This window comes from Rufibacter roseolus, assembly GCF_017916365.1.
GTDB lineage: Bacteria > Bacteroidota > Bacteroidia > Cytophagales > Hymenobacteraceae > Nibribacter > Nibribacter roseolus.
On record NZ_JAFMSU010000004.1, the window covers coordinates 42,500 to 68,128 of the forward strand.

Annotated in this window: 18 protein-coding genes and 1 pseudogene; 8 read left to right on the forward strand and 11 right to left on the reverse strand. The window is 41.5% G+C overall.

Annotated elements, in window-relative coordinates; genetic code table 11:
* Nucleotides 1-983 precede the first annotated feature (983 nt).
* The 10 genes and pseudogenes from J3P35_RS21665 to J3P35_RS22065 form a co-directional block, all read right to left on the reverse strand.
* Complete coding sequence (locus tag J3P35_RS21665; protein WP_210466841.1) at nt 984-1,655, reverse strand: recombinase family protein; 672 nt, start codon at nt 1,653-1,655, stop codon at nt 984-986.
* 432 nt (nt 1,656-2,087) lie between these two features.
* Nucleotides 2,088-3,053 (reverse strand): hypothetical protein, encoded by a 966-nt coding sequence (locus tag J3P35_RS21670; RefSeq protein WP_210466842.1) that lies wholly within the window; start codon nt 3,051-3,053, stop codon nt 2,088-2,090.
* A complete protein-coding gene (locus J3P35_RS21675) occupies nt 3,050-4,990 on the reverse strand; it encodes a hypothetical protein (RefSeq protein ID WP_210466843.1) in 1,941 nt (646 codons plus the stop codon). The genes J3P35_RS21670 and J3P35_RS21675 overlap by 4 nt, the downstream gene beginning before the upstream one ends.
* Nucleotides 4,991-5,164: 174 nt before the next feature.
* Complete coding sequence (locus J3P35_RS21680) at nt 5,165-6,706, reverse strand: Hsp70 family protein (RefSeq protein WP_210466844.1); 1,542 nt, start codon at nt 6,704-6,706, stop codon at nt 5,165-5,167.
* On the reverse strand, nt 6,703-10,224 hold the full coding sequence (locus J3P35_RS21685; RefSeq protein WP_210466845.1) for a hypothetical protein: 3,522 nt from the start codon (nt 10,222-10,224) through the stop codon (nt 6,703-6,705). Before J3P35_RS21685 ends, J3P35_RS21680 begins: the two co-directional genes overlap by 4 nt.
* 17 nt (nt 10,225-10,241) lie before the next feature.
* Nucleotides 10,242-11,813, reverse strand: coding sequence for a hypothetical protein (locus tag J3P35_RS21690; protein WP_210466846.1), 1,572 nt, complete (start codon nt 11,811-11,813; stop codon nt 10,242-10,244).
* A gap of 23 nt (nt 11,814-11,836) precedes the next feature.
* The gene (locus tag J3P35_RS21695; protein ID WP_210466847.1) at nt 11,837-12,295 is read right to left on the reverse strand and encodes a hypothetical protein; all 459 of its coding nucleotides are present in this window, start codon (nt 12,293-12,295) and stop codon (nt 11,837-11,839) included.
* Nucleotides 12,296-12,343: 48 nt separating this feature from the next.
* Nucleotides 12,344-13,645, reverse strand: coding sequence for a hypothetical protein (locus tag J3P35_RS21700; protein ID WP_210466848.1), 1,302 nt, complete (start codon nt 13,643-13,645; stop codon nt 12,344-12,346).
* Between the two features lie 112 nt (nt 13,646-13,757).
* Nucleotides 13,758-14,033 (reverse strand): DUF6565 domain-containing protein, encoded by a 276-nt coding sequence (locus tag J3P35_RS21705; RefSeq protein ID WP_210466849.1) that lies wholly within the window; start codon nt 14,031-14,033, stop codon nt 13,758-13,760.
* 443 nt (nt 14,034-14,476) lie between these two features.
* A pseudogene (locus tag J3P35_RS22065) lies at nt 14,477-15,220 on the reverse strand (N-formylglutamate amidohydrolase).
* A 490-nt stretch (nt 15,221-15,710) separates the two neighbouring features.
* Here J3P35_RS22065 and J3P35_RS21720 point away from each other — a divergent pair.
* From J3P35_RS21720 to J3P35_RS21735, 4 genes are all read left to right on the forward strand, one after another.
* A complete protein-coding gene (locus J3P35_RS21720; RefSeq protein WP_210466852.1) occupies nt 15,711-17,246 on the forward strand; it encodes an arginase family protein in 1,536 nt (511 codons plus the stop codon).
* A 211-nt stretch (nt 17,247-17,457) separates the two neighbouring features.
* Nucleotides 17,458-17,778, forward strand: coding sequence for a pentapeptide repeat-containing protein (locus J3P35_RS22315; RefSeq protein WP_394371305.1), 321 nt, complete (start codon nt 17,458-17,460; stop codon nt 17,776-17,778).
* Nucleotides 17,724-17,936 (forward strand): pentapeptide repeat-containing protein, encoded by a 213-nt coding sequence (locus J3P35_RS22320; RefSeq protein ID WP_394371306.1) that lies wholly within the window; start codon nt 17,724-17,726, stop codon nt 17,934-17,936. The genes J3P35_RS22315 and J3P35_RS22320 overlap by 55 nt, the downstream gene beginning before the upstream one ends.
* 156 nt (nt 17,937-18,092) lie before the next feature.
* Nucleotides 18,093-19,187, forward strand: coding sequence for a hypothetical protein (locus J3P35_RS21735; RefSeq protein ID WP_210466855.1), 1,095 nt, complete (start codon nt 18,093-18,095; stop codon nt 19,185-19,187).
* An 823-nt stretch (nt 19,188-20,010) separates the two neighbouring features.
* On the opposite strand, the gene J3P35_RS21740 is transcribed toward J3P35_RS21735, so the two are convergent.
* Nucleotides 20,011-21,504: a YqiA/YcfP family alpha/beta fold hydrolase gene (locus J3P35_RS21740; RefSeq protein WP_210466856.1), complete on the reverse strand. Its 1,494-nt coding sequence runs from the start codon at nt 21,502-21,504 to the stop codon at nt 20,011-20,013.
* A gap of 231 nt (nt 21,505-21,735) precedes the next feature.
* On the opposite strand from J3P35_RS21740, the gene J3P35_RS21745 reads away from it, so the two are divergent.
* From J3P35_RS21745 to J3P35_RS21760, 4 genes are all read left to right on the forward strand, one after another.
* A complete protein-coding gene (locus tag J3P35_RS21745; RefSeq protein WP_210466857.1) occupies nt 21,736-22,935 on the forward strand; it encodes a hypothetical protein in 1,200 nt (399 codons plus the stop codon).
* A 5-nt stretch (nt 22,936-22,940) separates the two neighbouring features.
* Complete coding sequence (locus tag J3P35_RS21750; RefSeq protein WP_246850463.1) at nt 22,941-23,456, forward strand: L,D-transpeptidase family protein; 516 nt, start codon at nt 22,941-22,943, stop codon at nt 23,454-23,456.
* 21 nt (nt 23,457-23,477) lie between these two features.
* Nucleotides 23,478-24,467, forward strand: a complete 990-nt coding sequence (locus J3P35_RS21755) for a transglutaminase domain-containing protein (RefSeq protein WP_210466859.1) — start codon at nt 23,478-23,480, stop codon at nt 24,465-24,467.
* A gap of 204 nt (nt 24,468-24,671) precedes the next feature.
* Complete coding sequence (locus tag J3P35_RS21760) at nt 24,672-25,544, forward strand: hypothetical protein (RefSeq protein WP_210466860.1); 873 nt, start codon at nt 24,672-24,674, stop codon at nt 25,542-25,544.
* The last annotated feature ends 85 nt before the right edge of the window (nt 25,545-25,629 follow it).

Below are 25,629 nucleotides of genomic sequence, written 5' to 3' on the forward strand. Positions count from 1 at the left end.
CCTGGTCTGCTTAATATTAAATCGAAGCAAGGTTAATGTCCTCTATACAATTGTCGGTTTTGTAGCTGATTCTCACACTGAGTAGGTCTAATTTGAGTAGACAAAAATTATTTGCCAGTAGGCTATCTGCTACTCCAACCGATTGGAAGATGAAAGGATATTGAAAAGTTTTATGTAGTAAAAGCTGAAAGCATTGAAAGAAGAAAGCTCCCAACAAACGCGTATGGCTCACTAAGGAAAAGGTATGTTGCCAAAAAAATCTTGCACTATTTATCTTCCACTGAGATAGAGGGTGCTTAAAGAAAGAACTATAAGGGTATCGTGCTTACTGATAAAGAGATAAAGACTGAAGATGAAAAACATTGGGGCATGATGGGACTGGCCTTTTGGGAGGGGATGAATGTGTGGTTTCCCCTTCTCGCAAGAATGGAAAGAAAAGTAGGTTAAAAAAGTTGTACTACATGAGGTTGGACATATTTTGAATATCGATCACTGCCCCTCAAAAGACGAAAGGTGTTTTATGTATGGCACTAAAGGAAAAGGAGCTAACATGGATAAGCCTTAAATATTTCTATGCAGAGACTGCAAGAAGGATCTAACATTTATATAGGGGAAATAGATTTGAAGTACTTAAACCAAAGGCATACTTAGAAGAATCGCTATTCAAATCCATATTTAAACTTTAAACTAAAGTATCTAAAGAAACTGAAAGGAGTATCCAAACCGATTTGCTTGCCCAATAAATTTGCAAATATTCACTTTAATTTACTTTAAATAGTTTGATTTTATATTCATCAGCAGTGGTCAATCTTACTTAAGGCACTTACATCATGACATCATTTCTTTTTATATTTTTATTTACAAACTAAAGATTGTCAAATGATAAGACCTTAAGATTTACAATTGGTTGAATGGCCCATAAAATCCCCCTCTTTTATGACCAACAGAAACAGGAAAAGAATAACCTTTTTAAAGAATAGCCTCTAAACCATTTTATCTTGGAAGCTTTCAAAAAGATGGTGCACAGTTCCCTTTAAAAAAAGTTTTCCTGTCCTAGTTACATACCCATCGGCGTTCAACTCCTCCGCTATTCTCTGAAAAGAATATCCTTTCTCCCTATAAATTTTAATTAAGGTGAGCGCCTGCCTGTTTTGCTTGTTCAGCATGGCATTACTTTTTCTTACTTCCAATCCTTTCCGTATTGCCTCTAGGGTCAAATTACCAGGAGTGCCCAATTGGAATCCCAATTCCTTTTTTACTTTTAGGGCTGCCTTGGTCCGGGAGGAAATAAGCTCTCGCTCGTGCTGAGCGAGCACCGCAAAAATTCCAATGGTTAAGGTATTGGCCTCTGGCATATCCGCACATACGAAATCCACCCCACTATCCCTTAAAGTGAAGATAAAGCCAGCGTTCCGGCTGAGTCGGTCCAGCTTAGCGATGATAAGCGTCGCCTGGTGCCGCTTTGCTTGATCAATTGCACCTGCCAATTCAGATCGGTTATTCTTCTTTCCGCTCTCCACTTCCGTGAATTCCTCTAGAATCAAATCACCCTGCTTCACAAACTGGCGAACGGCCGACCGTTGCGCCTCCAGACCTAGCCCTGACTGACCCTGAATTTTTGTGGACACTCGGTAGTAAGCAACATATTTCCGCATCTTTCTCTTCCTTCATTCAGAACCTGACAAAACTACCGATAAAAATGGCTCCGTCAAACTTTACAAACGGTCGTTTAAGAAGTTTGACGGAGCTAAAATAGGATCAACTTGTGGCTTTTATAGTCAAGTTGGGCAAAAGGAAAAGGCGAGGATTGACAGTATAATACCCGAACCAAGGATCACTATTATTTTATAGCAGGGGAGGGCCTATAAAATGAGTAATGGCTATTCCAATGGTGGACTCATCACAGGAATAGCCATCAGGCTTTAGAAATCAACCTTAAAGTTCATTAGGGAATCTTGAAGAGGTTAAGCTAGAGTATTCGGTCGGCACCACATGGCCAATACGAACATTATAGATATGTATTTAGCATATCTCTATAAATAACGCCTCTAACTATGTTTGATCCATGCATCTCACTTCGGTTACAGTTAATCAAATTGTAAATTTCTGACATAGTCCTCTGCGTAAAACACTATCATTCCATTTGCATCAATTTCTACCTCACATTTTATCCGGCAAGACTGCTTCTTTTGCAAAGATTTTCGGAAACACCCGTAATCAGCCCAATATTGGTAATGGGTTGTACCGTCATAGGATTGAATAGGGACTAAGGTATTATTGTCTATTACATAGACACCGTTCGCAAATTCAGAGAGGTAGTCTCTCTGAAGGTTATTAATCTGGCCGGGGGTCATCCCGGTTGATTTGATATACCTTTTCACATTAGGGGCAAAAAAGTCATGAGCCTCAAAATTATAGCTATTTACCGCACTATAATATGATTTGATTTTTTCTACAACTTCCTCTTTCGTGAAAGTAACAGCTGGTCCGTTGTCATCAACCTCCACCTTTTCTGGTTCGGCAACAGGAGCAGAAGAAGCCACAGCAGAATCTTCAAGCGTTACTTCGCTCGGCACATCCTCACTAACCGTTTGACTATCAACGGCGATGGAATTATCAACGTAACTTTCTACGCTGGATCTTTCTTGAGGTGTCACATTTTCCTCTGAGGTCGCCTCTTCAGTAGCTTCATTATCCGGTATTGGAGAAGCAGGTATGGAGGTTGTCGCTTGATTCCCCACAAAAGCAAAGCTACACAATACTAAAATTGTAATTATGGAAACCGCAGTGATCATCTTGTTTAGGCGGAACCGTCTTTGGGCGGCGATGGCTCCGGCTGCGGCACCCAATACTAGCCCCAAAAACCCATATCCTACCCAAGGCTCCTCTGAGAGCTGGCCATATACCGATTGGTCTAACCCTATGAAAAGATTTGTTGCTAGGTAGCTTAAAATATAATAGATAAACTTCAAGGCTATCCAAGCAAGATATAACCCTAATGCACCTAAAGCCAGGTACCAGATTTCAGAATTCTTGCCCTTGTTCGTACTCATGATATTTTTGGTTTAGAAATTTTTATAAGCACCCTAACAAAACCATAAGAAAGCCCAACCAAGAGCAGCATGAAACAAAGCCCCCAATATGCTTCTCCAGCGCCACCTTCTGTAGCTGAATCTATAGGAAATAGAGCTCCCTGTTGAAGTAAGCCTCTGTATCCAGCTCCAGATATTTCTTCCAATAGTAATCGTGTAATACCAATTATCAGGCCTAGGGAAATAGCGGAAAGGGAAACGAATTTAATAAACTCCTTTGATGGGAATACCGCTTCGGCTACCACTGACACTTCTTCTCTTTGGTAAGCTGATGAGATTAAGAGCGTTCCTGTATGTTGCCCATCTCTAGGCATCAGAATTGGGTTGCCATGAACTGTTATCTCAAACTTTTGCCCTGGCATTCTCTGATCGAAGAATATCTCATCAGAAGAAATACGCACCCCATCTAACGGCGTCAGCATGGAAATTTTCACCCTGACGTAACCACCAGTGGTATTTGAAAGAGTAATTACCCTAGCTGCCTCTACCTCTCCGCTTAGTCCGGTTAACTCCACCAAGCTAAAATCCACCTCAATCTTAGGTGTAGTTGTACCTGACACTAAAGCTTCTAAAAGTGCTTGGACGGAAAGTTTACGAGCCTTTTCGGAGTTCTTCTCTAGCCCCACTCCTATAAGAACACGAGCCAGCTCAGCCTGTTTTTCCAGGATGTCATTTTGCCCAATTGCGTTTAGCCAAGGACTCAAATAACCTGAGGAAAGAGAACCATATACCACTTTCCAGCTTTCTTCCTCATGTGTTATGAAATTGGCCAGCTGAGCAGGGGTCGCAAAGGAAATCTCGCTTATCCATAAGGGAAATTGAGGATTAGCCTTATGAAGGAATTCCCGAAAATTCAAGGAATTTTTCCCTACTGGAAGAGCGGCTTTTACCTCAGCCGTTGCTGAGGCATTTATCCATATCTGCAGATTGCCGGCTTTGAATGCTTCCTCTGCTAATGAAAAATCATGAGCCGATACAGAGGCCCGTTCTAAAAGTTGTGCAGGACTGGTAAATGCTTCTGTGTGTTCATCAACATAGAAAGGCATACCTGGTCCTAACAAATACAGAATACTAAGCCTTTTCTGAATAACCTTTAACTTCCTATTCCCTAGAATATCGCGGATATCCAATAAAGCATCATTCTCTTTTAGGTCATGTGCTATGTTTGTTAGATAGTCCTCAGTATCTAGATTACGGGCAGCTTTTTCATCTCCTGCCACCAAGGCATTATAAAGTACTAGGCCAGCCTCTTCTAAACTGTAGACATCATGGCCCATGACCTTGGTATGGGGGCGACCAGTAAGGGGTTCCCCCCCAGGGGTCCAAGAGGAGAGAAGAAGGTTTGGATTTTGATTGATTGTTTTAACTGGAGCAAAACCTGCTGTCCTTAAACTAGACAGCAAATACTCTTCCGCCTCTGCGGGCTCAAATCCCTTTGCTTGGCCTTCAGCAAGGGCGAGTTTTATTGCGTCTGGACGCATAAGCTGATTAGCCAGCTGGTGACGCATATATTCGCCCATTTCTGCGCTTGCCTTCTGACGACGCCGGTTATTTAGCTCATTGAAGCACCTTTCTCGGTTATCCGCGCCTGACAACGCCACCACTGCCGCATCAAGCCTTTCCTCTGCCTTGGCGATGGTTCCTGGCTTATAAATTTCATCCAGTGACTTATTACCCGTAATGAGCAATATTCTTTTCCGTTCCCAGAAAGCTTTCAAGACAGTGGCATTCGCCTGAACTTGGGCATCTGTAATGTGCTCAAAAAGACTTGCTGCCAGGTAAAGCCTTGCGAATACATCCTCTCCTAAAATTGTCTCCCAATCTTGCCCATCTTCGTAAGCGGCTGGCACGGCCACCATGGCACCATCTTTGGTTGCCTCAATAAGCCGCTGTGCCAAAGTAGTAGAGGAGTCATGAGACTGGGGAACAGGTGGGACATCCGAAATGTCCGTTTGGGTTGGTGCCGCACTATTGCCTATCCGTCTACCTTTTAGGGTAGGAGTGGGGTTAAGAGAAGAGCCTAACTTGGCCATAAAAAATATTATATAAGATAATAGAATCGAACCACTATGTTAGTTTAGTTCTAATTGCACTGATTGAACACGGGAAGTCAATTCATCTAAATTGATATTTGTCCCGTATGGCTGTATCACTTTTTGGATGGTATGGCCGTCATAGCTAACACTGGCTTCTATCATCCCACCTGCGTCAATCGCCAGACGAACTTTAACATTTCCCTCCGGGTTGCCCAACTGTAGCTCACCCAAGGGGCCACGTGCATAATCTCTTATTTTGTCTGACTCTCCCTCAAAGACCTTCAAAGTGGCGTTCGCATCAGCCTCAAAGGTATCCTCAAAGACAGCCTGTGGAATAGGAGTGTTTTTCTTGAGCAGAAGCTCAACGAAAGGCTGACCAGTGTCACTTATTAACTCAATTCCTATACTGTGGGCCACGACGTCAGTTACAGAATCTTGCTGGCGCGCATAAAGAGCTGCTCCAATACTGATAGCTGTGTCGTAGTTAAAGCCAGGCCGGTTTAAAGTTATTTGTCGGTTTGCTTCCTGCGCCAGCATCTTGTGAATCATGGGCATTCTGCTTGACCCACCAGCCAGAACAATGTCATCAATGTCATTCCAGCCTAGTCTTGCTTCATTGAGAACCAGCTGCATGATTGTTCTACACCTGGTAATCAAATCCTGACTGCGGTTTTCAAATAAGAATTTCCTAGCTGCGCCTGGGCTGCGCATGAAAACCGGCTGGGAAGCACCCTCCCTATCCAAATCCAACTCCATTACCTCTGCAGGTAAATCCAACCGAAGCTTTATCTGAGAGGCATCAGAAAGAGCTATTTTCGCCTTTACAGCTTGTTCCTGTACCAGCCAAAGAAGTTCGTCTGGTACCGGCTTGCCATAGCGCTCAAGGTGCTCATGGCTTACGTGCTGCTCAATAAGTTCATCCCAGTCTTTCCCTCCCAGCTCATCAGCACCATTAGAGGCGATAACCTCTGCCTTGCCGCGGCCTGTTCGAATGATGGTCACATCAAATGTTCCACCGCCTAAATCAAAAACCAGCACCTTACGATCCTGCTCAAGACTCATTCCAAAGGTTAGAGCCGCGGCCGTTGGCTCATTGATAATTCCGATAACTTTAAGGCCTGCAGCCAGCGCCGCCATTCTGGTCTCGCGGCGCTGGTTTTCTTTAAAATAGGCTGGTACTGTAATTACGGCTTCAAGTGCAGCATTCTCTGCCCCATTACCCTCTATTATGCCTTTCTTTATGAAGTGGCTTATGGCGCCAGCCCGCAGATATTTTAAAAGTAAGGCTTGCATGCCTGCAGGCTGGTAATCGTATCCTCCAATTTTATACTTCCCGCCGAGGCTCTCAGCTGATTTACCCATATCACGTTTGAAAAACTGATATACTGGGTTAACCAGGTTTACTCTACGGGCAGCAGCTTTGTGACCAAAGCTGGCAACTTTCCCTGTAAAGAATATAATTGATGGAGTTGTTTGATTGCCCTCTAAATCAGGTATCACAACAGGCACCCCATCCTCACCAATATAACTTACACAACAAAAGGTAGTACCTAAATCAATACCAATAATAGGCATCATAACATCTTCTCAAGCATAATATTTAACAGATAGCGAACCTCCATAATGAATACTGGTTCAATCACTCGTTGGCTTGGCTCCTGAGTTGCAAGGCGGGCAAAATCATTTCGTACGTTATTGCGAATCGCCATTCTTTCCTGATTGTTAAGGGTAAGTTGCTCCCCAGGAGGGATGAACCCGGTATCCTGACCCACCGCGTTAAGTACCTCCAGAAAGTAATCCAGTTGACTTTGGTTAGAATCTTGAAAATGAGTAGTATAACTTTTAAAAAGGTCATCTGATAGCAAAGGTAAATAAGGAGGGTTATGACCTAAACCCAAATTCACAGACTCACCCATTACTGTTCCCTCCAAGGTAGTTTTTACTTTTGGTGCACCAAAGACAAAGCCTCCAGATTTAGCGGCTTGTACTCCACCGGCCCTTTCTATATTATCAATCACGACAATGCCACCAGCTGCCTCATTTTTCTGGCCGTCCTTCTGCTTCTTTTGCGCTAAATATTCATAAGGAATATTCATGCGCTCAGCTTCTGGAGCCACCTCACCCATTACCACGCAGGCAAAAAGGTTATTCAAGAAACTGGCAGCTAATCCATCTGGCTTAAATTTCCCGTGGTCTATCCAATCCAGCATCTTACTTGCGTTTCCACCCCAGTGCAACATCAAACCTGAAGTAGATACTGACCGTCCAAAACCGCCTTCTAAAAACTTGTCCAGCGCAAGCGCAAGGTGACCCGCATAGAAAGCAAGAGCCCCAAACTCAACAACCAGTGCCCTCCGCAACTGCACCACATCTTTGATATTAGAATATTTGGCAAGCTTGTCCGATATCTCTTTATGCTCTGTGCGTAGGATGTAATTCATCCTAGAAGCAAATTTACTTCCTTTGGATTCGCGTAAGGCAACATTCGCCTCAGGGCTTAACAAATGATCACCAATACGACCATTACGCGCCATGACTTCAGCAATTTGTCGACCAGCTAAAAGAACTGAAGCATCATACTTTATTTCATTACCGAACCAAATACTGAAATCAGTAGTCCCTCCACCAACATCAATACAAATTGATCCGCCAGTTTTATTTGCTCTATCTTCTGCAGCCCTTATGGTTTTATCATTTGAGAAAAATTCTCCAGCTGCAATTCCCTCAGTTACAAACTTTGGGGCTGATGCAATACCTAATTTGCCAGCCTTGGTTTGGAGTGAAATTATCCCTCCAGGTTCTAGGGTCCATTCACCAGCGGGCGCATAAAGTAACTTTTGACCATCAACCAAGTTTTCAGCTTGACCATCTTGGGCAAACAACCCATTAAGGGTACTTTCCCATTTGCTGCGGTAATCTGTTTCCCGCGAGGTATTGAATGATTTTGGGTATGTGCAACGGAACTCAATTCGTCCTACCCTCTGTCTAACCAAATCCACTAAAATCAGGAAAACAAGCGCCTCTAGGTAATTATTAAGGTTCTCAGTGTTTTCATCTTCCCACTTTAAGTCTACCAACACATTCTCTGGGTATCTCGGCTGGTCTGGGAAATACAGGAAATAGTCTAACAACAAATCTTTCCGAACCCCAGGATTATATTCACGCAATGCCGTTGGAGTAGGCATATTCACATCCTTGACAGGAACAAAGAAAGCTTGTGCCAGAGATGCGCGTTTATCTGGTTGGGCCGCTAGAAGCGACCGTAGATACTCACTTTTAAAGCGCAATGCCAAAGGCTCTGCTTGTTCGTCTTGGAGAGTAAATACATTGGTGTTTGAAGTACCAAAGTCCACACCAACAATTGCTTTCTTAGAAAAAGACTTCATCTCTAAGTTGCGATCCCTGCCCACTAAAATTAACCCGACAGGGTTCAGATTGCCTCTTTCGGCAATTTCAATACCCTCTGGAAAGCAGTCTACTCCGCTAATTCGGGTTAACTCTGCTTTCAGACGATCATTTGATGTATCTAGCCTCTGCTGACGATTCTTTAAATAAAAGTGATCTGAACCAAAATGCACTGGTGTAGCGGCTAAACGCTCTGTATCAGAGAAGAGTAAATAGTATCGTGCCCAAAATTCTCCCATGTAATTCGGGAATAGCTCCAGGACAGGAACTTCTCTTTCTATTAAAACACCTTCCCCTTCAGCTTGGATTGCCCCCTTTGAAAGATAGCGCTTCTTGATCAGAAGACTCTGCCCATTACGGAGCGGGAGACGCATGCTGAAAATAACTTGGTCATTTTCTTCGGCATATGAGGGTTTTAACTTATCTGTGATATCCTCTACAGAAAAGAATTGAAGTATTTCTTTCCGGAGGGGTAGCAAATAACGACTAGACAACCCATTGGCGCTGGCCTCGGCCTGTGGAATGAAGTTATCATTGCCTGATGCTTTGGTTAAGGTCGAAGTAAGAAAATAAAGTTCTGGGCGAATCCATAGTCCTTTATCTTTGCCAATATCTGTGTTATTTATTTTTGTTCCAGAAGGCTCTTTAAACAATCGCCTTATTGGGTCTGGCCCCAGTTCAGCAGGTTTGACACCAGGCCAAAGCTTTAGGTTCTGGCCGAGTAGCCCAGCGTCAATAAGAATCACATGCTCTAAATGCTTTGGCATTCTTTGGGGGTTCACCTCCAGTGCATAATCGGAAGATGGCCCTACTTTCGCATTTTTGTCTGGTTTTAATGGTCTTAATAGTAACTGGTATATACCACGTGGACCTAGGAAACTTGCCTCCGGTATCCGCTCTGCCTCCTCGGCAGGTTGAAAATCAGCGGCATCAATTGGAGCATGTTCTGAAATTCCTAAAGCTAATTTGATATCAAGAAGCCAGGCACGCAACTCTCTGTTGATAGTTTCAACAACGACATGATCCTGGCTACCCGCCACCTGCTCAGTATTCGCAATGGCAGAAAATTCTGACGCAAACCATTGCACCCATTCCCCTACACTTTCTAAGTCCTCAAGATTATCAGGCGGGGATAGATACCCCTCCGAATCCTTGAAAGGAAAAGATTTTGCTTGCAGCTTTAAGTTGTAATCCGCGGAGGTAAAAGCTAGAGTAACGGGTGAAAACGCCCCTAAGGTAACTCCCTCGTACTGCACAAGAAGGAAATCTGTCCAGTTGTAAAGATCTGCTCCCGACTGTAAACGAATTGACCGGGGCGCAAGGTTACTTAAAGCCTTGGCCAAACGGCGATCATCTCCTGGATTGATGCTTACCGGCTTGAATTTGATTTCCTGTTTTAAATCAGGTTTTATCTCCCTTAGAGCCAATAAACTTAATAGGCCACGCCATTCCTGAACCACCCGGCTACGCATAGGATGGTCCTTTTTATCAAGAGCGCTTTGAAAAGTTAATGGTCTTGCAAAAGCGTCGGGAACTGAAGATACCCCAGACTGTGACTCTGGGGCAACCTCTATTCCTTTTGCAATGGATAGGATGATACTTTTATCTTGGGCTTCCCAATGGCCATTTTGCTTAGGTTCAGATACATTAGCATCGGAAAGCTTGGGCAGATATAGGTGCTTTTTGGACATTACTTTGAGAAAACAGATTAGCGATGGGCAGTGTTATCCTTGTTAAATTCAACAGCCGCCCTAAAAAAGATATTGAGGTATTTGTCTGCCGCATCTTGTGTGGCATCTTCAATTACACTTCTATTATTGTCGTTTAAAATTGCATAATAGTCATAGAAGTTCTTTCCTGCCTGTTTATCACGCAGAAGCCTGCCCAAGTTTTCATGGTGCATCTCTGGATTCCGTAACGCTAAAGCATTTCCCCTTGATTGTGTATCAGAGGAGTTTAGTATCATGTCCTTATTTATTAGACGCACATTTTCTCCCTCGTCCAAATCAGTTATCCACTTTAAGAATAGAGAGGCAAAATCCGCTGCTTTATCATGTAAGTCTTTATTCTTTCCATGAGCAGGGTTGTGTCTAGCACTGTCTTCCTGGTAATTTTTAAAACTGTCACTATACCATGGCAACTTCTTTACCTCTTTATATGGTTCGTTAAGGTATTTTCTTCCAAGCGTCAGGTAAGTAAAAGAGAAAAGGGTAAATTCACTTATACAAGTTTTAAATTTGTCACGCATTTCAGGAAGTTTCAACCCATTCCTAGTGAGCGGCAAATCACCCCAGCTCACATCTTTTGTGTCACGGCTTGCAATAAAATAGCTTTTATCCGCACCATCCCCTGGAGTCTCTTGGGCAAAGAAATCAAATGCGGCCAAAGCCGATGCCAATTCAACATAATGAGGGCGATTTTCCTGCGTTGAAGTGCCAGTTGAAAACGGACCTACATCCTGGCCCAGGGAATCTCCTATAAAATAATACTGATCGAACGCCAGCTGTTTATCATTATAATAATGAAGGGCAGCTTTAGTCGCGGCTGGAAAATCCTGCGGCGTAACAAACATTTTCTCACCCTTAGTATTATCTACTTTAAAGTTAAAATATGGAAGCACCAATGCGCCCCCTAAAAGCACTTTGCTCCGGCCTACTCCTAGAGCGGTTTGCAAATCCTTATTATACTTCAAAACTGCATCTGCTCCCAATGTTGGGAACCCAGCAGCGCCAGTACCACCAAAGATAGAACCGACCAAAAACACGCGAGCGGAGCTGGCCTCAGAAGGCATATTGTCCTTCAGCATCTTAAAAGGATATTTGTCCATAGGGGGATTCGCCATTACGACAGCGCCTATGGAGGGATGACCTCGGAAGCCTTCATTAAGCGCTGTATCCAATTCAAGTTGGGTGAATAGCAAGTCCGCGACGGAAGCAAGGGATTGATCCTGAGACTTCAGGTTTTCATATCCAATAAATTTTGCCAAGGTTTGATCTGCCTCGTCAAAAATTGACCAGATAAAAGGTGCATCGCCTTCTGGGATAATAATGTCCGTTTGAAAGGCAGGGTTGTTTTCTTCTCGCTTGAAGGAGCTTCTTAAGGAGCGGTACTTTTGTATTAAAGTTTTTGTACGAGTTAAATTACCGTTCCCGTTATCAGGGTCAATGAGCATAAGGTGCACCTTTCCCTTCGGCCCATATCCTGCTGCGCAACAATGCACAAAGGCCTCTAGCACCCGTGATCCTGTGCCACCGATACCAATCAAAAAATTTTCTTGCATAATTGTGAAAAGAGGAGCTGGGATTATTTACCGTAAGGCAGGTTCTCAACGGCCCTTGGTGAGAAAAGAAAGGTAACAAACCAGTAAAGCAGGGCCGTAAGTGCTAAATTGACGAAGAAGTAGATAGCGAACCACTTGGATTCTATACCCTCTTCTCTGTTTAAATACCAAAGAATCGCAGTTAAAATTATTGAGATTGTAAAGAGCAGCAGAAAAAATTGCGTGTATTTGCTTTTAGCTTCTTTTAGTCGGGTTGCAGTTGCAGGTTGGGTTCCATAAAAGTACCAATAGCAAGCCAATCCGATTCCAAACACTGCTGCTATTCCAAAGATGGTACGTAGAAAATCGGCCAACTCCTCTGGAGATTGTATAGCTAAGCTAGGTCCTTCTGTAAAGGTCTCAGCTAGAAAGATGCCAAATACAGCCCAAAGCACGCCACCGATTACAACAGTAGCCAAATAGTTAATAGGTGAAGTTTTCATAAAAAAGTGATCCGAGGTGAATGTGATTTAAGAATTAAAAAAAATAGTTTATTTGCGACCGAAAACAAGATACATCTTGCCGTATTTAGGCTCGAATTGGGTAGCTGAATTGACAACAAGGGACCTAACAAGGGTCTCCAATTCAAGTGTCTTATTTTCATTGCTTCCTTGGCGAAAATCCTGTGTTGAATTATCTGTAACCCAATTAGGGAGCTGAATCTTTCCTAAATTGTCGTATTCCCATACAATCTGATAGGCAGAAAAATCACCTTCCTTTAAATCTAGGTTGACAGTAGCCTTTCCAGTGAACTTAGCCGGATCAGCTTTTAATACTTCTAAGTTCAGGCTTTGCTCATCCACTAAAGAATCCTTTGCTGCATTGTCTTTCCTGTAAATCCGAGCCTTCACATTCTGCGGATTTACAGGCAATGCATATGGCTCAAGCTTGAAATTGACAGTATATTCAATGGTTGCTTTTGAGCCTTTATCTGGGTTCCAATTAAAAGCATAAATGTTTCCAATATCAGCAAACTGTTTCCTAATAGAGGAAACATTGATGGATTTGCTTTCTTTTGCCTTCTTAGCTTCAGCAGTGAAGCTTTTAATTGGATACCGGGTAAGCAATAAAGCTTGATCAGCCTTGACGTAAGGTTGATTCCTGAATGCGGAAAAGATTAAACCTATATTAGCTTTAGACCCAAAGACAAGAAGGTAAAGCGGACGCTCTCCATTTACTTTTACAGGTGGCTGAACATCGGCAACATACCCGTTAAATTCACTCTTCAAGCCTAAGAGTCCCACTTCCACGCCATTCTTGAAGCACTTATCTTGTATAGCAGCCACAACTTTATTCGCATCTGCATTGCTATAGAAAAGATCTGTGATAAAAATAGAAACACGACTAGGGTCTACACTGTCAACAGCCTGCGCAAAGTTGGTCTCTGATCTAAAGCCTTTGTCATCCCACAAGGAAGGGCTATTACGGGCAGCCACAAAGGCATCTCTTTCCAGCGGAGCCACTGATCGCCCATATTTATAAAATTTAATCTCAGAACTTTTAGCAGCATTCTGCACAACGGCTTCAATGCCCCCCAACAACCTGGAGAAAGTTGTTGCCTGCGGTTGAGCAAAACCCTGCATTGAGTAAGTAGCATCCAAATAAATGTCTACTGGCAATCGAGACCCTGCCTTACTTCCAGAGGAAGAAGATCCAACTACATCGGAGAAGTAATAATGAAAATCTGGATAGCTTTGATTTTTTTTAGATGAGACCTCCTTATCGCTACTACAGGATAAAACATACAAAAAACAAAAGAGCAAGAAAAAAGGAGCAAGTAATCGTTTAATCATGATAATTATATAGTTATAGAAATTATATAGCACAGTAAAACTATGTTAATTTCTTGAATATCCCAGGATCCAAAAATGTCTTTTTCAATGATTACCATTAAGCATTCCGGCTTTATTCCTCTTTTGAAAGCTCATTTATAAAAGACCTAGTTTGGCCAGCTAAGTCATGAAAATCTTCTTTGATGTTTCTTAGATCATGCTTAACCTTTATGGCATTATATTTACCTATTAGCCTATTGATTTTTTCTCTTTCGCCCGAATTTAATTTATTTTCATAGAGGGCTATCCTTTCTGCACATAATGTAAGATATCGCTCTTCAACCTCACTCCATTCTTCTTCAGAGTACGACTTTTGATTGGTTTCTACCTCCTGGACTAAACTCTCCAAATCTTCAATAGAGCCATTCTTTGTGTGAAGATTACAAGATGATAAGTATGGTAAAAAAAATAGCGGAACTATAAGCAATTGGCTTCTAAATTTCAATTAATTGGCAATAAAGGGGTTGTGTAAAATTTATTAAAGTATAAGAAGCCAATGGGGGATAGAGCTCCTAGAATATATCAAGAATTTATATGCAGTTTAGATATTTTAGTAGAGAAAAACAATTGCTGGTGTCTAATTAGAAAATAAAATGATTAAAATAATGAAGTGAACGGAACCAAACCCAAACCTCATGAAACACAATTGTTTGATTTTCTTTTGATTAGACTTATTACGGCAGTCGCCTTCAAAGATCTCTGCTTCGGAGCATCGTCGCACACAACCTTCCTGGCACTCCTTGATGTGAAAGCTTTTATTTAAAATATATGATAGCAGCCATTAAGACAATTTCACAAACCTTTCTTGAGCATTTGAATGTACTCTACCACTATATCCTTAATTCTACCATATCTACTGGCCTTTTCATTAGTGGGCTCGTTTAGATAGAGTCTTCTATTTATTTCAAGCATAATGGATTGCACCCTTTTATCCTTCTGATAATAGCCCATCGGCACGATTGTACCACAATAAGGCCAATTTACCCCAAGGGAATACCCTTTGCCTTGGAAGAACTCCACAGAGGAGTCAATAAGCCTCTGTGGAGTATGGAAGTTATCGGTACCTATATTAAAATCAGGCCTTTCGGGATTTTGATTTAGATCCCTCAACAGCGGTATGCTAGGAAAGGAGTGGCAGTCATGTATCAAAGCCTGTCCGTATTTCTCAAGTTAGATTCCAACGGCTTTATTTAACTGAGCATGATGCTTCCAATAGAAATGGGTTAATATCTTTTCTCTTAGTTGTTCATTTACTTCCCTAATGATATTACCCTCGTCACTTCTTTCATATAAGACCCCCATCCCTACTTCTGCCATTACTTCCAGTTCATCTTCAGAGAATCTTTCTGGATCGCAGAAAACCCTTGAAAAATTAGCAACAAAAGAAATACCACCCTCAGATTGGAATAATTCTTCTGTGAACCAATCAGTTAACTTAAGCATTTCCGCTTGCAGAAACGACTCATTGACAATAAAGCCTTCTTTTAAAGGAATATGATTGGATGCATCGGGGATATGCAGGATTAACTGTTTCACAAAATAAATTAAAAATTATATTCTACAGAATGGGCAAAGTCAGAGTAAAGAAAAAAATAAAATTCTTACATAAAAGGAGGTAGGTAAAATGAATCCTTTTGAAGTAATCTAATATTCTCTATTCTATTAAGTGTTAAGGTTGCGCCCTACAACTATGACTCCCCATGTAGCCACTTTAATATACCATATATCTTTTTGTACATTTATAGCCCTTGAATCTATCATTACAAAATACGTCCATCATCTTTCAGATATGTTGCCACAATAGGCTATACCCCAGAAAATGATTTACACTAACAGTTTGGTTTCTCCTTTGAAGTCAAATCAGATTTTACACTTCTAAATTGACAGCTAGATTAATCTAAGCAAGATAAGGTCATAGATTCTAGCACAGTACACGCAGAGCAACAAGTTTACAAGCTTGCAATTTAAGCAAAGGAGGGACAATTACAGACTATCTTTGGGCGACAAAAAATAATCTTTTCTTCCTATGACGCCCCGCCAAGAACCGCTCCCGACCGCCCTATTTAATGCTTTAGGAAACGGGAATAAAGTTTTTGTCTCTTCAAATAGGCTTATCAGCAGGGGAGACATCTCTTACAAGACTAACACCGATCTGGCCATGCAAGTTATGATGGAGATGGTCAAGGGGACCCGGCCAGAGCCAAGGGGGTTTATTCCACTTGTGGCTGGTGATATGTTAAATTCAATAAGCTTTGATCGCCGAGATGATTGTTTATACATCGAGTCTCATCCCGCTTATGATGTACTGATCCCGATTCTAGCCCAAGTGTTTGATGAGGACCATCCCTTAATTGGCTCAGAGGTTACCTACCAGTGGCCTAACGGCAAAACCACCAGCATCACAACTACCCAGTCCGCACTCTATTCCGGCGCATACTGGATAATGTATGTAAGACACGAGGAGAGAACCACACCTGTCCCCACGCACTACATAATCCAATTCTCCTCTAAGAAAGAAATAATAGCAAAAAACTACAAAGTTGATCAAATGAAACACGGCAAAATTATTACTTTTTACATGGAAGAGCAGGTAGATGTTACCAATGAAGAAGGGTTATACACCAAAAGCGCAGCAAAACCCCTTCTACTCCTCAATAAGCTGGAGGAGGAAGGATTACACCGATATTTAGATATCCATGCCTTTGAGCCTTTTAGTATCAAGGTGTTTTACCTTGCCCATACGAAAGAATACGTAGACAGCTTCTTTGGGGGGAAAGAGCCTTTGGCTATGACAAACGGATTGACATGGAGCGAGAGACTGGCAAATTCTGTCAGGTACACTAATGCCAGCTTATATAACGCGATCCTGCACGCAGTTAAAGATCCAAGTGCCCTCACATTTAGTCCAACTAGCGGATTCCATCATGCAAAGCCGGAGCGGGGGGCAGGCTTCTGCACCTTCAGCGGACAGGTGATTGCCTCCTTAAAAATTTATAAGGAGCTTGGCCTGTCAGGGGCTTATTTAGATCTAGACCAGCACTACGGAAATTCCATAGAGGATAGCCGCCAATTTGTGGATGGCTTGGATAAAGCTATCCCAAAGTATGCCAATGTCAATGTTAAAGGCACGAACGAAGACTACCTTTCATGCCTTCGTTATAATCTGGCAAAATTGAAGGATGCTATCCATAAAAATGAGATCCATTATGTGGTTTGGTGTCATGGAGCCGACTCGCATGTTTTCGATGATTTAGGGGGCAGTGTCAATACTGAATACTGGCTACTGGCAGCTCAGACTTTTTATAGGTGGGTCCTGGAAGTGGAGCGGGAAATAGGCAAAAACCTCCCAGTGATTATGTCACTCTTTGGAGGATATAGACCCGACGATTATAACTCAGTCTTAGAGCTACACACCGCTGACCTAATGCTAGCCAATAGAATACTATTAGGCCACCAGGTTGATTTCACGCCAAAAGTATCGGTAAATAAAAACAAGACTTTTGACCTTCCTTTGGAAGCTATAGTAAATGGCGAGACATTATTGGGCCACTACGTTTACTAAAGGAAATTGCTTCCCCCTTTCAAAAGACGCCTACAAACTTAAAGTTATCTCTATAAATTCCTTTCCTACTTATCTTTAAGGGGGTCTTCTTTAACTAAACAATATCTTATAATAAGTCCACGAAGGCAATCTAAATAACCTAATCAACTTATATATGTCAAGAGTCTTGGTGTGCAAGCAAATAGAGGAGGTGCGTTTTTACAATAAGCCAATGGTTCTCAATGAGTCCTATTTGGACTCAAATGGATTAAACCTAACAGGTTTAATCTTAGCAGATTCTTCTTTCAGTAAAGTAAATTTGACAGGGGCGAATTTTAGCGACTCTAACCTTAGGGGGGCCTCGTTCATAGGAGTTGAACTGGTTGGGGCTAATTTGGAAGGAGCATGCCTGGTAAACACTATTATAGCTGATTCTGACCTTTCAAAAACGAATTTGCGTCAAGTTGAGTTAAGAGGCTCTAATTTGTATGGGTTCTTATTCAATCATGCGAATTTAACCAGAGCAGAGCAGACCTTTCCGGGTGCAATTTAGCTGACACAGATTTCTCTCATGCCCTTTTGGATGAGGCAAATCTCATGGATGCAGATCTCAGCCTAGCCCATTCCTTCTCATTTGCCTCCCTCTACGGGTCCTTTATCAATACTCCAGGAGCGCATGCATTTCTAAGGGCTGAGAATGCAGAAATTTAGCACTTAATACATCGTCACTAACACCTCCTGCCTTCAAAACTTTAAGCATTTTGCACCTCCCTTTGAAGATATACTGAGCATACAAATGCATTAGCTCAGTTAAACAGGCTAATTTTTCATTTCACCTTCAACCTTTACAATAAAAAATAATCAAGTATGAAAATAGACATCGGGGAATCAATAATATACTCTTGGCTGAGACACGAAAAAAATAGTCAGGTTGTCCAACTAAATTGGAAATCATCTTCTACTTGGGAAGTAGGAAACCAAATGAAAGCAGATGAGATCTTCCAAAAGCTCAAGCTCATTGAGGATTCTACTGGGAAAGGCCTCATAGGAAAATCGGTCAACCTCAGCCAATTCCTACGACAAGCAGAAATTGATGCATTGGGTATCTCTATTTCAAAGGCAGACAATTCTTCTGAGTCCAAATATACCATCTCTGCGGTGGATATAGCCTTTCATGAAGGGGGACTAGGCTATAAGGACTCTCATCTGGTGGTGGCAAAAAAACTTGCTAGAGCTGCCTTGACCATATACAGTTACTTTAATACGGACGATGCAGAAATCATATTTGCCTCTCCAAAGGTAAGGGACAGCACTATAGATAGCATTGATGTAATCTTGAAAGAAGTCATGGATTGTTTCGAAGATTTGAATTTTAAATTCAGTCTTATTTTTAACACTGATTTCAACTCACAGATTATAGAGCCCGTGCTTCGCAAAACCGCTTCTGTCGCAGACACCTCAGAATTGTTTTCTCGATCTGCAAAACTGCTTGACGTATTTTCATACCTGAAATTTGAAAGCCTTCCCTTGGTGAACATAGATAACCAGCAAGATATAGAAGTAGACAATGATGATATAGACTTCGTACCACCTAAAGAAGATAAAACCTCTCTTTCACACCTGCGATATTCCATTTTAGCTGAAAGATCTTACTGTAAGACCCTCAAAATAGGAGAATTCGCCAAAGCCCTTTTTAACAAACTAGACCAAGATCCTGCACTATTCCAAAAGGCACTGGAATATACCAACTCTGGAAAAATACCCAGCGGGAAAGGGTTAGAGATCCTGAGGCTTATTGATGACTCAGCTAACATTAATAAGCTAAGAAAAGACGAGCAGGGCAAGTATAGGTATTATAGCAAACCATTGACAAACCATCCGTATCTATTATACCACGATTGGACAAGTTTGAGGCATCAAGGTCCTTTAATGAAGTTGGCGGAAGATTTAGGATTAGAATAGCTGATACCAAGGCAAATCAAGAATGAACTTGTTTGCCAATAAACTATTCCTATAACCCAATTGCCAGGCAGGCTGTTTCCAAATATGCTTATTAGCAACAATCAACCCTTGCCATACTTACGATGAAGCAAACTAACACCTTTTCTTATATCACAGGAGATATGTATTTGTTTTTGAGCAATCTATATAAAAAGAAACCCAGATGATGTCTTGAGTTAACATTCTATACAAAGTTCCAATGAAGGTGGGAACGTTTATAATTTATAAAAAAGGGGTATACTATACCTTTTTTTATAACCTTTGTGATGCAAAAAAACATTACTTACTGTAAACTATCTACAAATAAAAGACTAATGGAATTGATTGGTTCAACAACACTAGAGCCATCTGGCTACGATGACAATATGAATAGAATAACGCTCTTCAATACTTATAATGAATTCATCCGTAGTTATTATATTAATACTAACTATAAATTAGCTTGCTACAATAGAAGCTTTGTCGTTCTTAGTAGTGATTTAGATATTAAATGTTTTGATACAGAAGGCTATTATTATGAATTCACCAAATCATATTCATCCGTAATTACTGGGATCTCAGACGATGACATCATTTTCATTGAAGACAGAACATCAAGGCCCTATAAAACAGAAAAAATTCACTTGTCGTAGAGGTATGCTCATAACTAAATCTGCTTTTATATACAATAAAGCAGATTTAGTTATGTATTAAAGAATTTCTAATACCCAATACCGATTCCTAAAGCAAAATTTTTATTTAACTGCTTCAAATACTCATATCCCGCTTCTACCATCTTAAACTTCTATTTGGATCCCGATGCTTTTATAAATTTTTCCATTTGCTCTGCCAATATATTTTCTGGCACCCGGTGTTCCATATCATCAATTACTGTTAGCGTTAGGCTCTTGAATTCCAGCTCTTTCGTTATATAAGTAAGATTTTCTTGAAAAGGGATTACAGTATCGGTTTTCCCCAATACTATTTGGGTATAACCACTTTTAAGGTTGGGAATAATAACCTCTCTAAGGTCGGGCTGTGGAATGCTTTTCACAAAGGCCGGGTTAAATAATAAGGCAGGCTTGTTGAATAAGGAGGACAACAAATGTCCGGTATGTCCCCCAAAACTTGATCCGATGATGATATCAGCTTTCTCTGCTAACTCTAATAAATCAGGGAAATAATTTTTATCCTGATACTCAATGGAAGGAGCGACTACTTCCCCATACTGCTCTAATATTTGTCTTTTAGGGATAGTGAGGGGGCTGCCATAACCATGCAGAAAAAGGATTTTGGTTCTCTTGGTAGAAGAAAAGTTTGAAACAGGTTCTACCATCTTATCATTAGTTTCTTTTGATACCCTTATACCATCATGAGGATTTACCCCTGCTTGCATGTAAAGCTGCTGAAAATCATTTTTATGCAAGTGGTAAAAGAACAGCTCCTTAGGATATGGGTACATCTCCTCATTTTCCTTGAGGAATTTTATAAAGGTATTATATTGACCATTTCGCCATGGGGATAGCCCGAGTTTAACAACCTTATTCGCATTGCAAAACTCAAGAATATGTTTTGCAGTATGATCCCTTGAAAGGGGCACAGCTTTATAAGTGTTTTTAAGTAAGTTTTGAACCTCCTTTGGAGGACAGCGGACTAAGATCCTATCAAGTAAACTATAGTCATCCCAAATATTCTTGCGTTGAACAATAATTTTTCTAGTACCTGCCATGAAGGACGCTGCGGTACCTACCTGTTTTGAGACACGCCATACGCAAAACTCTTTCCCATACCTGTAGTAGTCAGAAAAGATTGTAGGATCAATATACCCTTCCTCCTTTTCGCTTAGCAAAATAGCCTTTTGGGGAAGGTTGAAAATTTTCTTCCATTTCCTCTTACCATAGTATTCTGGACAGGCGATGTGCAGGTATTCCTCCTTCAACACAGGTAGTATGGTGCTCATACTCCAATTCCCCTGGATAGGATAAGATCCTCCTCCTTCCCACAGACCTTCATTGATGCACACAAAAGCATCAAATCTAACTCCTGCCTCCTTAAACACGGCGGTCGCCTCCAGCGCGGTAAGCCCAATAGTAATTACTTTTCCTTTGACCGAAAAAACATCGCTAAAGGCGTAATCCACTAAAACGATATTATCGAATGGAAGAAGGAAATACGCCTCCTTGACGGCTCTGCCAGAGGCGTAATACACTAGATTACGACTATTTTCCAATCGCTCTTCGAGGAAGGTGACTAATGAATTTAAATCGGGTTCCAGCTTTAGGGCTCTTAGAGTATGCATTATATGGATTTCTTATAATTTCGATATGGCGCGGATTTTAATATTATCATAAAAGTAATGGAAAGGAATACACCTATCTCACTTTTACAAGCTTGCAAAAGTGAGATTCAAGCAAGCATCACTCTTAAATTTACATTCCAACAATAACCAGAAACTCACCCCGTTCCTATTTAAAGATTTTGTTTTTTATATATTTAAATAAAATTATTAGCCCTCCCCAAATTATTTTTGATGAAAATATACTTGATCGCTTCCGTTGAATTTGATACTCAAGAGTTTAACAAAGTACTGGAAATACTTCAAACGACATCAGGGCTTATTACATTCATAAATGGGAACGACGTAGTCAAAGCCGCTCCCAAAAAAGCAGGAGCTATCACCAATAGGGACGCAAATAGTTATTCGATTTTAGAAAACCAAAAGGCGTTTGAAGCTAATGAACCTGTCGCTTGGGCGCCTTGGGCGGACTTTTTCTCTTATTGTAACGATTTTCGCCAAACTTATCAAGTTGAACCGTCAGACTTTTTAGTGTTCCTAACCCCTCATCCCAATCATCGTTTTTACTTCACTGCTTTTGATGACACGGCCAATAATCTATTCATCCACACTGATGGCTGGGAGGAATACCTCACATGCCGCGCGGCCTTCCCAGTTTCCTATTTAATCATGTCCCAGGTTTTGCAGAAGATGCTTTATAAGCATATGGCTGTAAAGGATGCTACCGCTCACCACCAAGCGAAGGGGTGCACAAATGATTACTGTAAAAATAAAGAGGATATAATATTGAAGCTCCGCACAGCTGATATTTGCCCCACATGTTTAAAGGAAATGCTGCATGCAAAAATCAAAGAGGAGCATATCCTACAGGCCCTTTCCCTTTTCGAAGAGGTCCGCAAGGAGATGTTATTCAAGCAAAGGTATTCTTTTAACCTTTCCCCTAGGAAAATGCATATCACGGGAAACAAGGGGCGTAAAAAAGGGATTGTCATCAAACTATTCGAGATAAATAAAGAGATCGAATTGGACCCTAAAAAGGCAATGGTCTTCTTAACCTTCCTTAACCACCCAGAAGGACTGAGGTACTCCCACTTTAAGAGAACGGAACTGCGGAATGAGCTTGAATACCTGTACAGGAACATGAATGATCGGGAAAATCAAGAAGTGGTAAGAACTATGGTAGATAAATTCGCTGAGGAAAAAAGCTATCGCGACCCTGTCTTGTCAAGGCTGAGGACTGCTTTTACTAAAGTATTAGGTACTGAATTGGCTAAAGACTATCTCATAACCGGGGGACAGGAGCAAGATGATCTTAAAAAAATCAACCTCAACAGGGACTTGGTTTCCTTTGACCCTAGTGTGACCAGGCACATCTTAGGCGATTATTACCAAGCCCCCTATAAGCCCTCAGTGCAACCTGGCGTATCAGCATGAAGCATATGAGAAGATTCTTGGCCTTCGTCATATTGGCAACCTTTCTTTTTCTTGCCTTTAAATTACAGGGGCCTGGCACGGTTACACCTCTCAAAAGTCCCATCGATAAACTGGTGGTGATTAAATCAGATAGGAAGCTCCTCGCTTATTCAAATGGACGACTTATAAGGATTTACGCGGTCTCTCTTGGCAAACAACCGATGGGTGACAAGAAGATGGAGGGGGATAATAAAACTCCTGAAGGAAAGTATACTATAAACCATAAAAGCCACTATAGCAGATACCACAAAAATCTGGGCATTTCCTACCCCAACAATAAGGATAGGAGGGAGGCTGCCAGGCTAGGAAAGCCGGTTGGAGGGGAGATTAAAATACATGGGCTCCCAGATAATCTTTCTTTTATAGGGAAACTCCACCTCCTATACGACTGGACGGCAGGCTGTGTGGCCGTAACAAATGATGAGATAGACGAACTGTTCCAGATAGTGCCTATCGGGACTCCCATTGAGATAAAACAATAGTCGCCACTAAACTATAAAGAAATGATGGTTTCCAAGTCCTGCTTTAGCTTCATCCTACTTTTGTTACAATTGCTGGCAAACCCATCATTAGCTAGTTCTAATTCCATTTCCTATGAAAAGATTGCAAAGCTTCATAAAAGGGGAAAATATGAGAAGGTATTGGAGCAAATCAAGCTAATCGAGTCTAACCGTTTTGGAAAAGACGGTAGGTTGAAGTATTCGTATCGGAATGACGTCCAGTATTACCACTTTAAGCTCTCCTCCCGAATCTTATTAAATAAAATTGGCTCCTGGAAAGAGTCAATCGGCTTATACAATAGACTGTTGATACTAGATAGCACCAAACAATTTGCTACCCAAGAAGCTTACCATAAACTCAATCAACAGATCCGGGGGCTTTTAGCAACTTCGCTTGCTAGAAACCAATTAGATGTAACTAGGCTAATGGTAAATGCCCTGGCGCGGCAGGGAGATACCGTCTCTGCTTATAGAAAAGTTTACCCCACCCTGGAAACTCTGCCTATGGCATGCAAAGGGGCACTAGCTGAATTCTTAAAAGGCTACGATTACACCTTCATTGACAAAAAAGCGCTAGCTGTAAAAAAACAAGCCACCATTTCTAAGCAGGCTTGGGAACTTTCAAAGGATTATAGTTATGATTTTGAAAAGGCCCGCGCCATCTATATATGGATAGTCAATAACATAATCTATGATTATACTTATCGAATCTATGACGGAGAGACCACTTTTAAGAAAGGGACTGGGGTCTGTAGTGGGTTTAGCTACCTCTTCAAGCTTATGGGTGAAGAGGCGGGATTGAAAATTAACCGCATTACCGGCATGGCGAATAATGGTCAAAAAACCGACCATCATGCCTGGAATTCAATCCACTTTGGAGAGGGCACCTTTCTATTGGACTGCACATGGGCATCATGTGTAAAAGAAAAAACAGATTTTTACTACCTAGTAACAGAAAAAGAACTTTCAAAAACCCACAAAGCAGAGAAGTAAACCAAACCCATTGCTACTTCGAGCATCTAAGAAAGTGGAATTAATTTTTTAGCATTATCCTACCAAAGGGAATGCCCGCTTACACCCACCTGAGACTATAGCGGATTATACAAACTCCCCTCATAAAATTAATTTTTCAATTGGGCAAGGAATGATCTTCACTCTTACAGACCCCAATTTAACAATGAACCTATTAAAAAATCTGTGAGTACGATAACCACATTAGTCAACAATTATGACCTTATTTTGGAGCATAGGCTGGAGGTAATGGCCTATCCTCCATATTGCTTCAGTAAAGTAAGATTTCCATCACTAAGAAAGCATAATGTCCACGCTGTTGAAAGTCCGCATACGTCAATTTGGGGCAGCCATTTAGGTAGCTATTTGATGATATGGGAAAATTTTGAGAAAAGGTGGCCCGACAGTGACGTAATACCCTTCCGGGCAGTTGGGAGCCCCTTAAGCGGAAGGATAGCACAATTTATTGGTTATTCTAAATCAACCAGGAGCATAATAACAGAAGCACCCCAAGGTTTTACCACTGGGGCAATGCGGCGCTATGTGGCCCGCTTCCGCGAGTTATTTCCTGAAAGGCTACTTTGCATACCGTTGGAGGAAGTAGTAGCCGAGCTAAAGGCAGGAGGACAGATGCAGAGTCGGCCCAGCTATCAGCTCCTCGAGCTACGCAAGAATTTCTACCAACTACTCTCCATAATGTCAGGAATTGAGCCTGATGGTCCGGCAGCTATTAGTTATAGTTTAAATCAGAATTACAAATGCCAACCTGCAGTAAAAATAGATGTGTTAATAGAAGGTCAAAGGAGGGCTAGCGGTAATGCTGTTGTTATGGGCTATTCTGAGCAGGCAGAAGAGCAATTTTTAGAAAGCAAGCGAAATATAGAAGAACTGGCCCTAGGTTATGGGCTCGCTGTATCCTCCCTAGAGCGAGGCCATCTCAGCAGCCAAATCTCCTGTATGCTTTTGTTAGACAGGAATGAGACGGTGATGCAAAAGGACACCATGGAATTTATAACGGCGTTTGTGCATGAAGCCGAACAGATGTGCAACCGTTTTTAAGGAGCCATACTATTCGAATTATAAGCTTGCAAGGATCAGAATCTGGCATCTAATCGCCTTACCTTTACATTATAAATGATATACG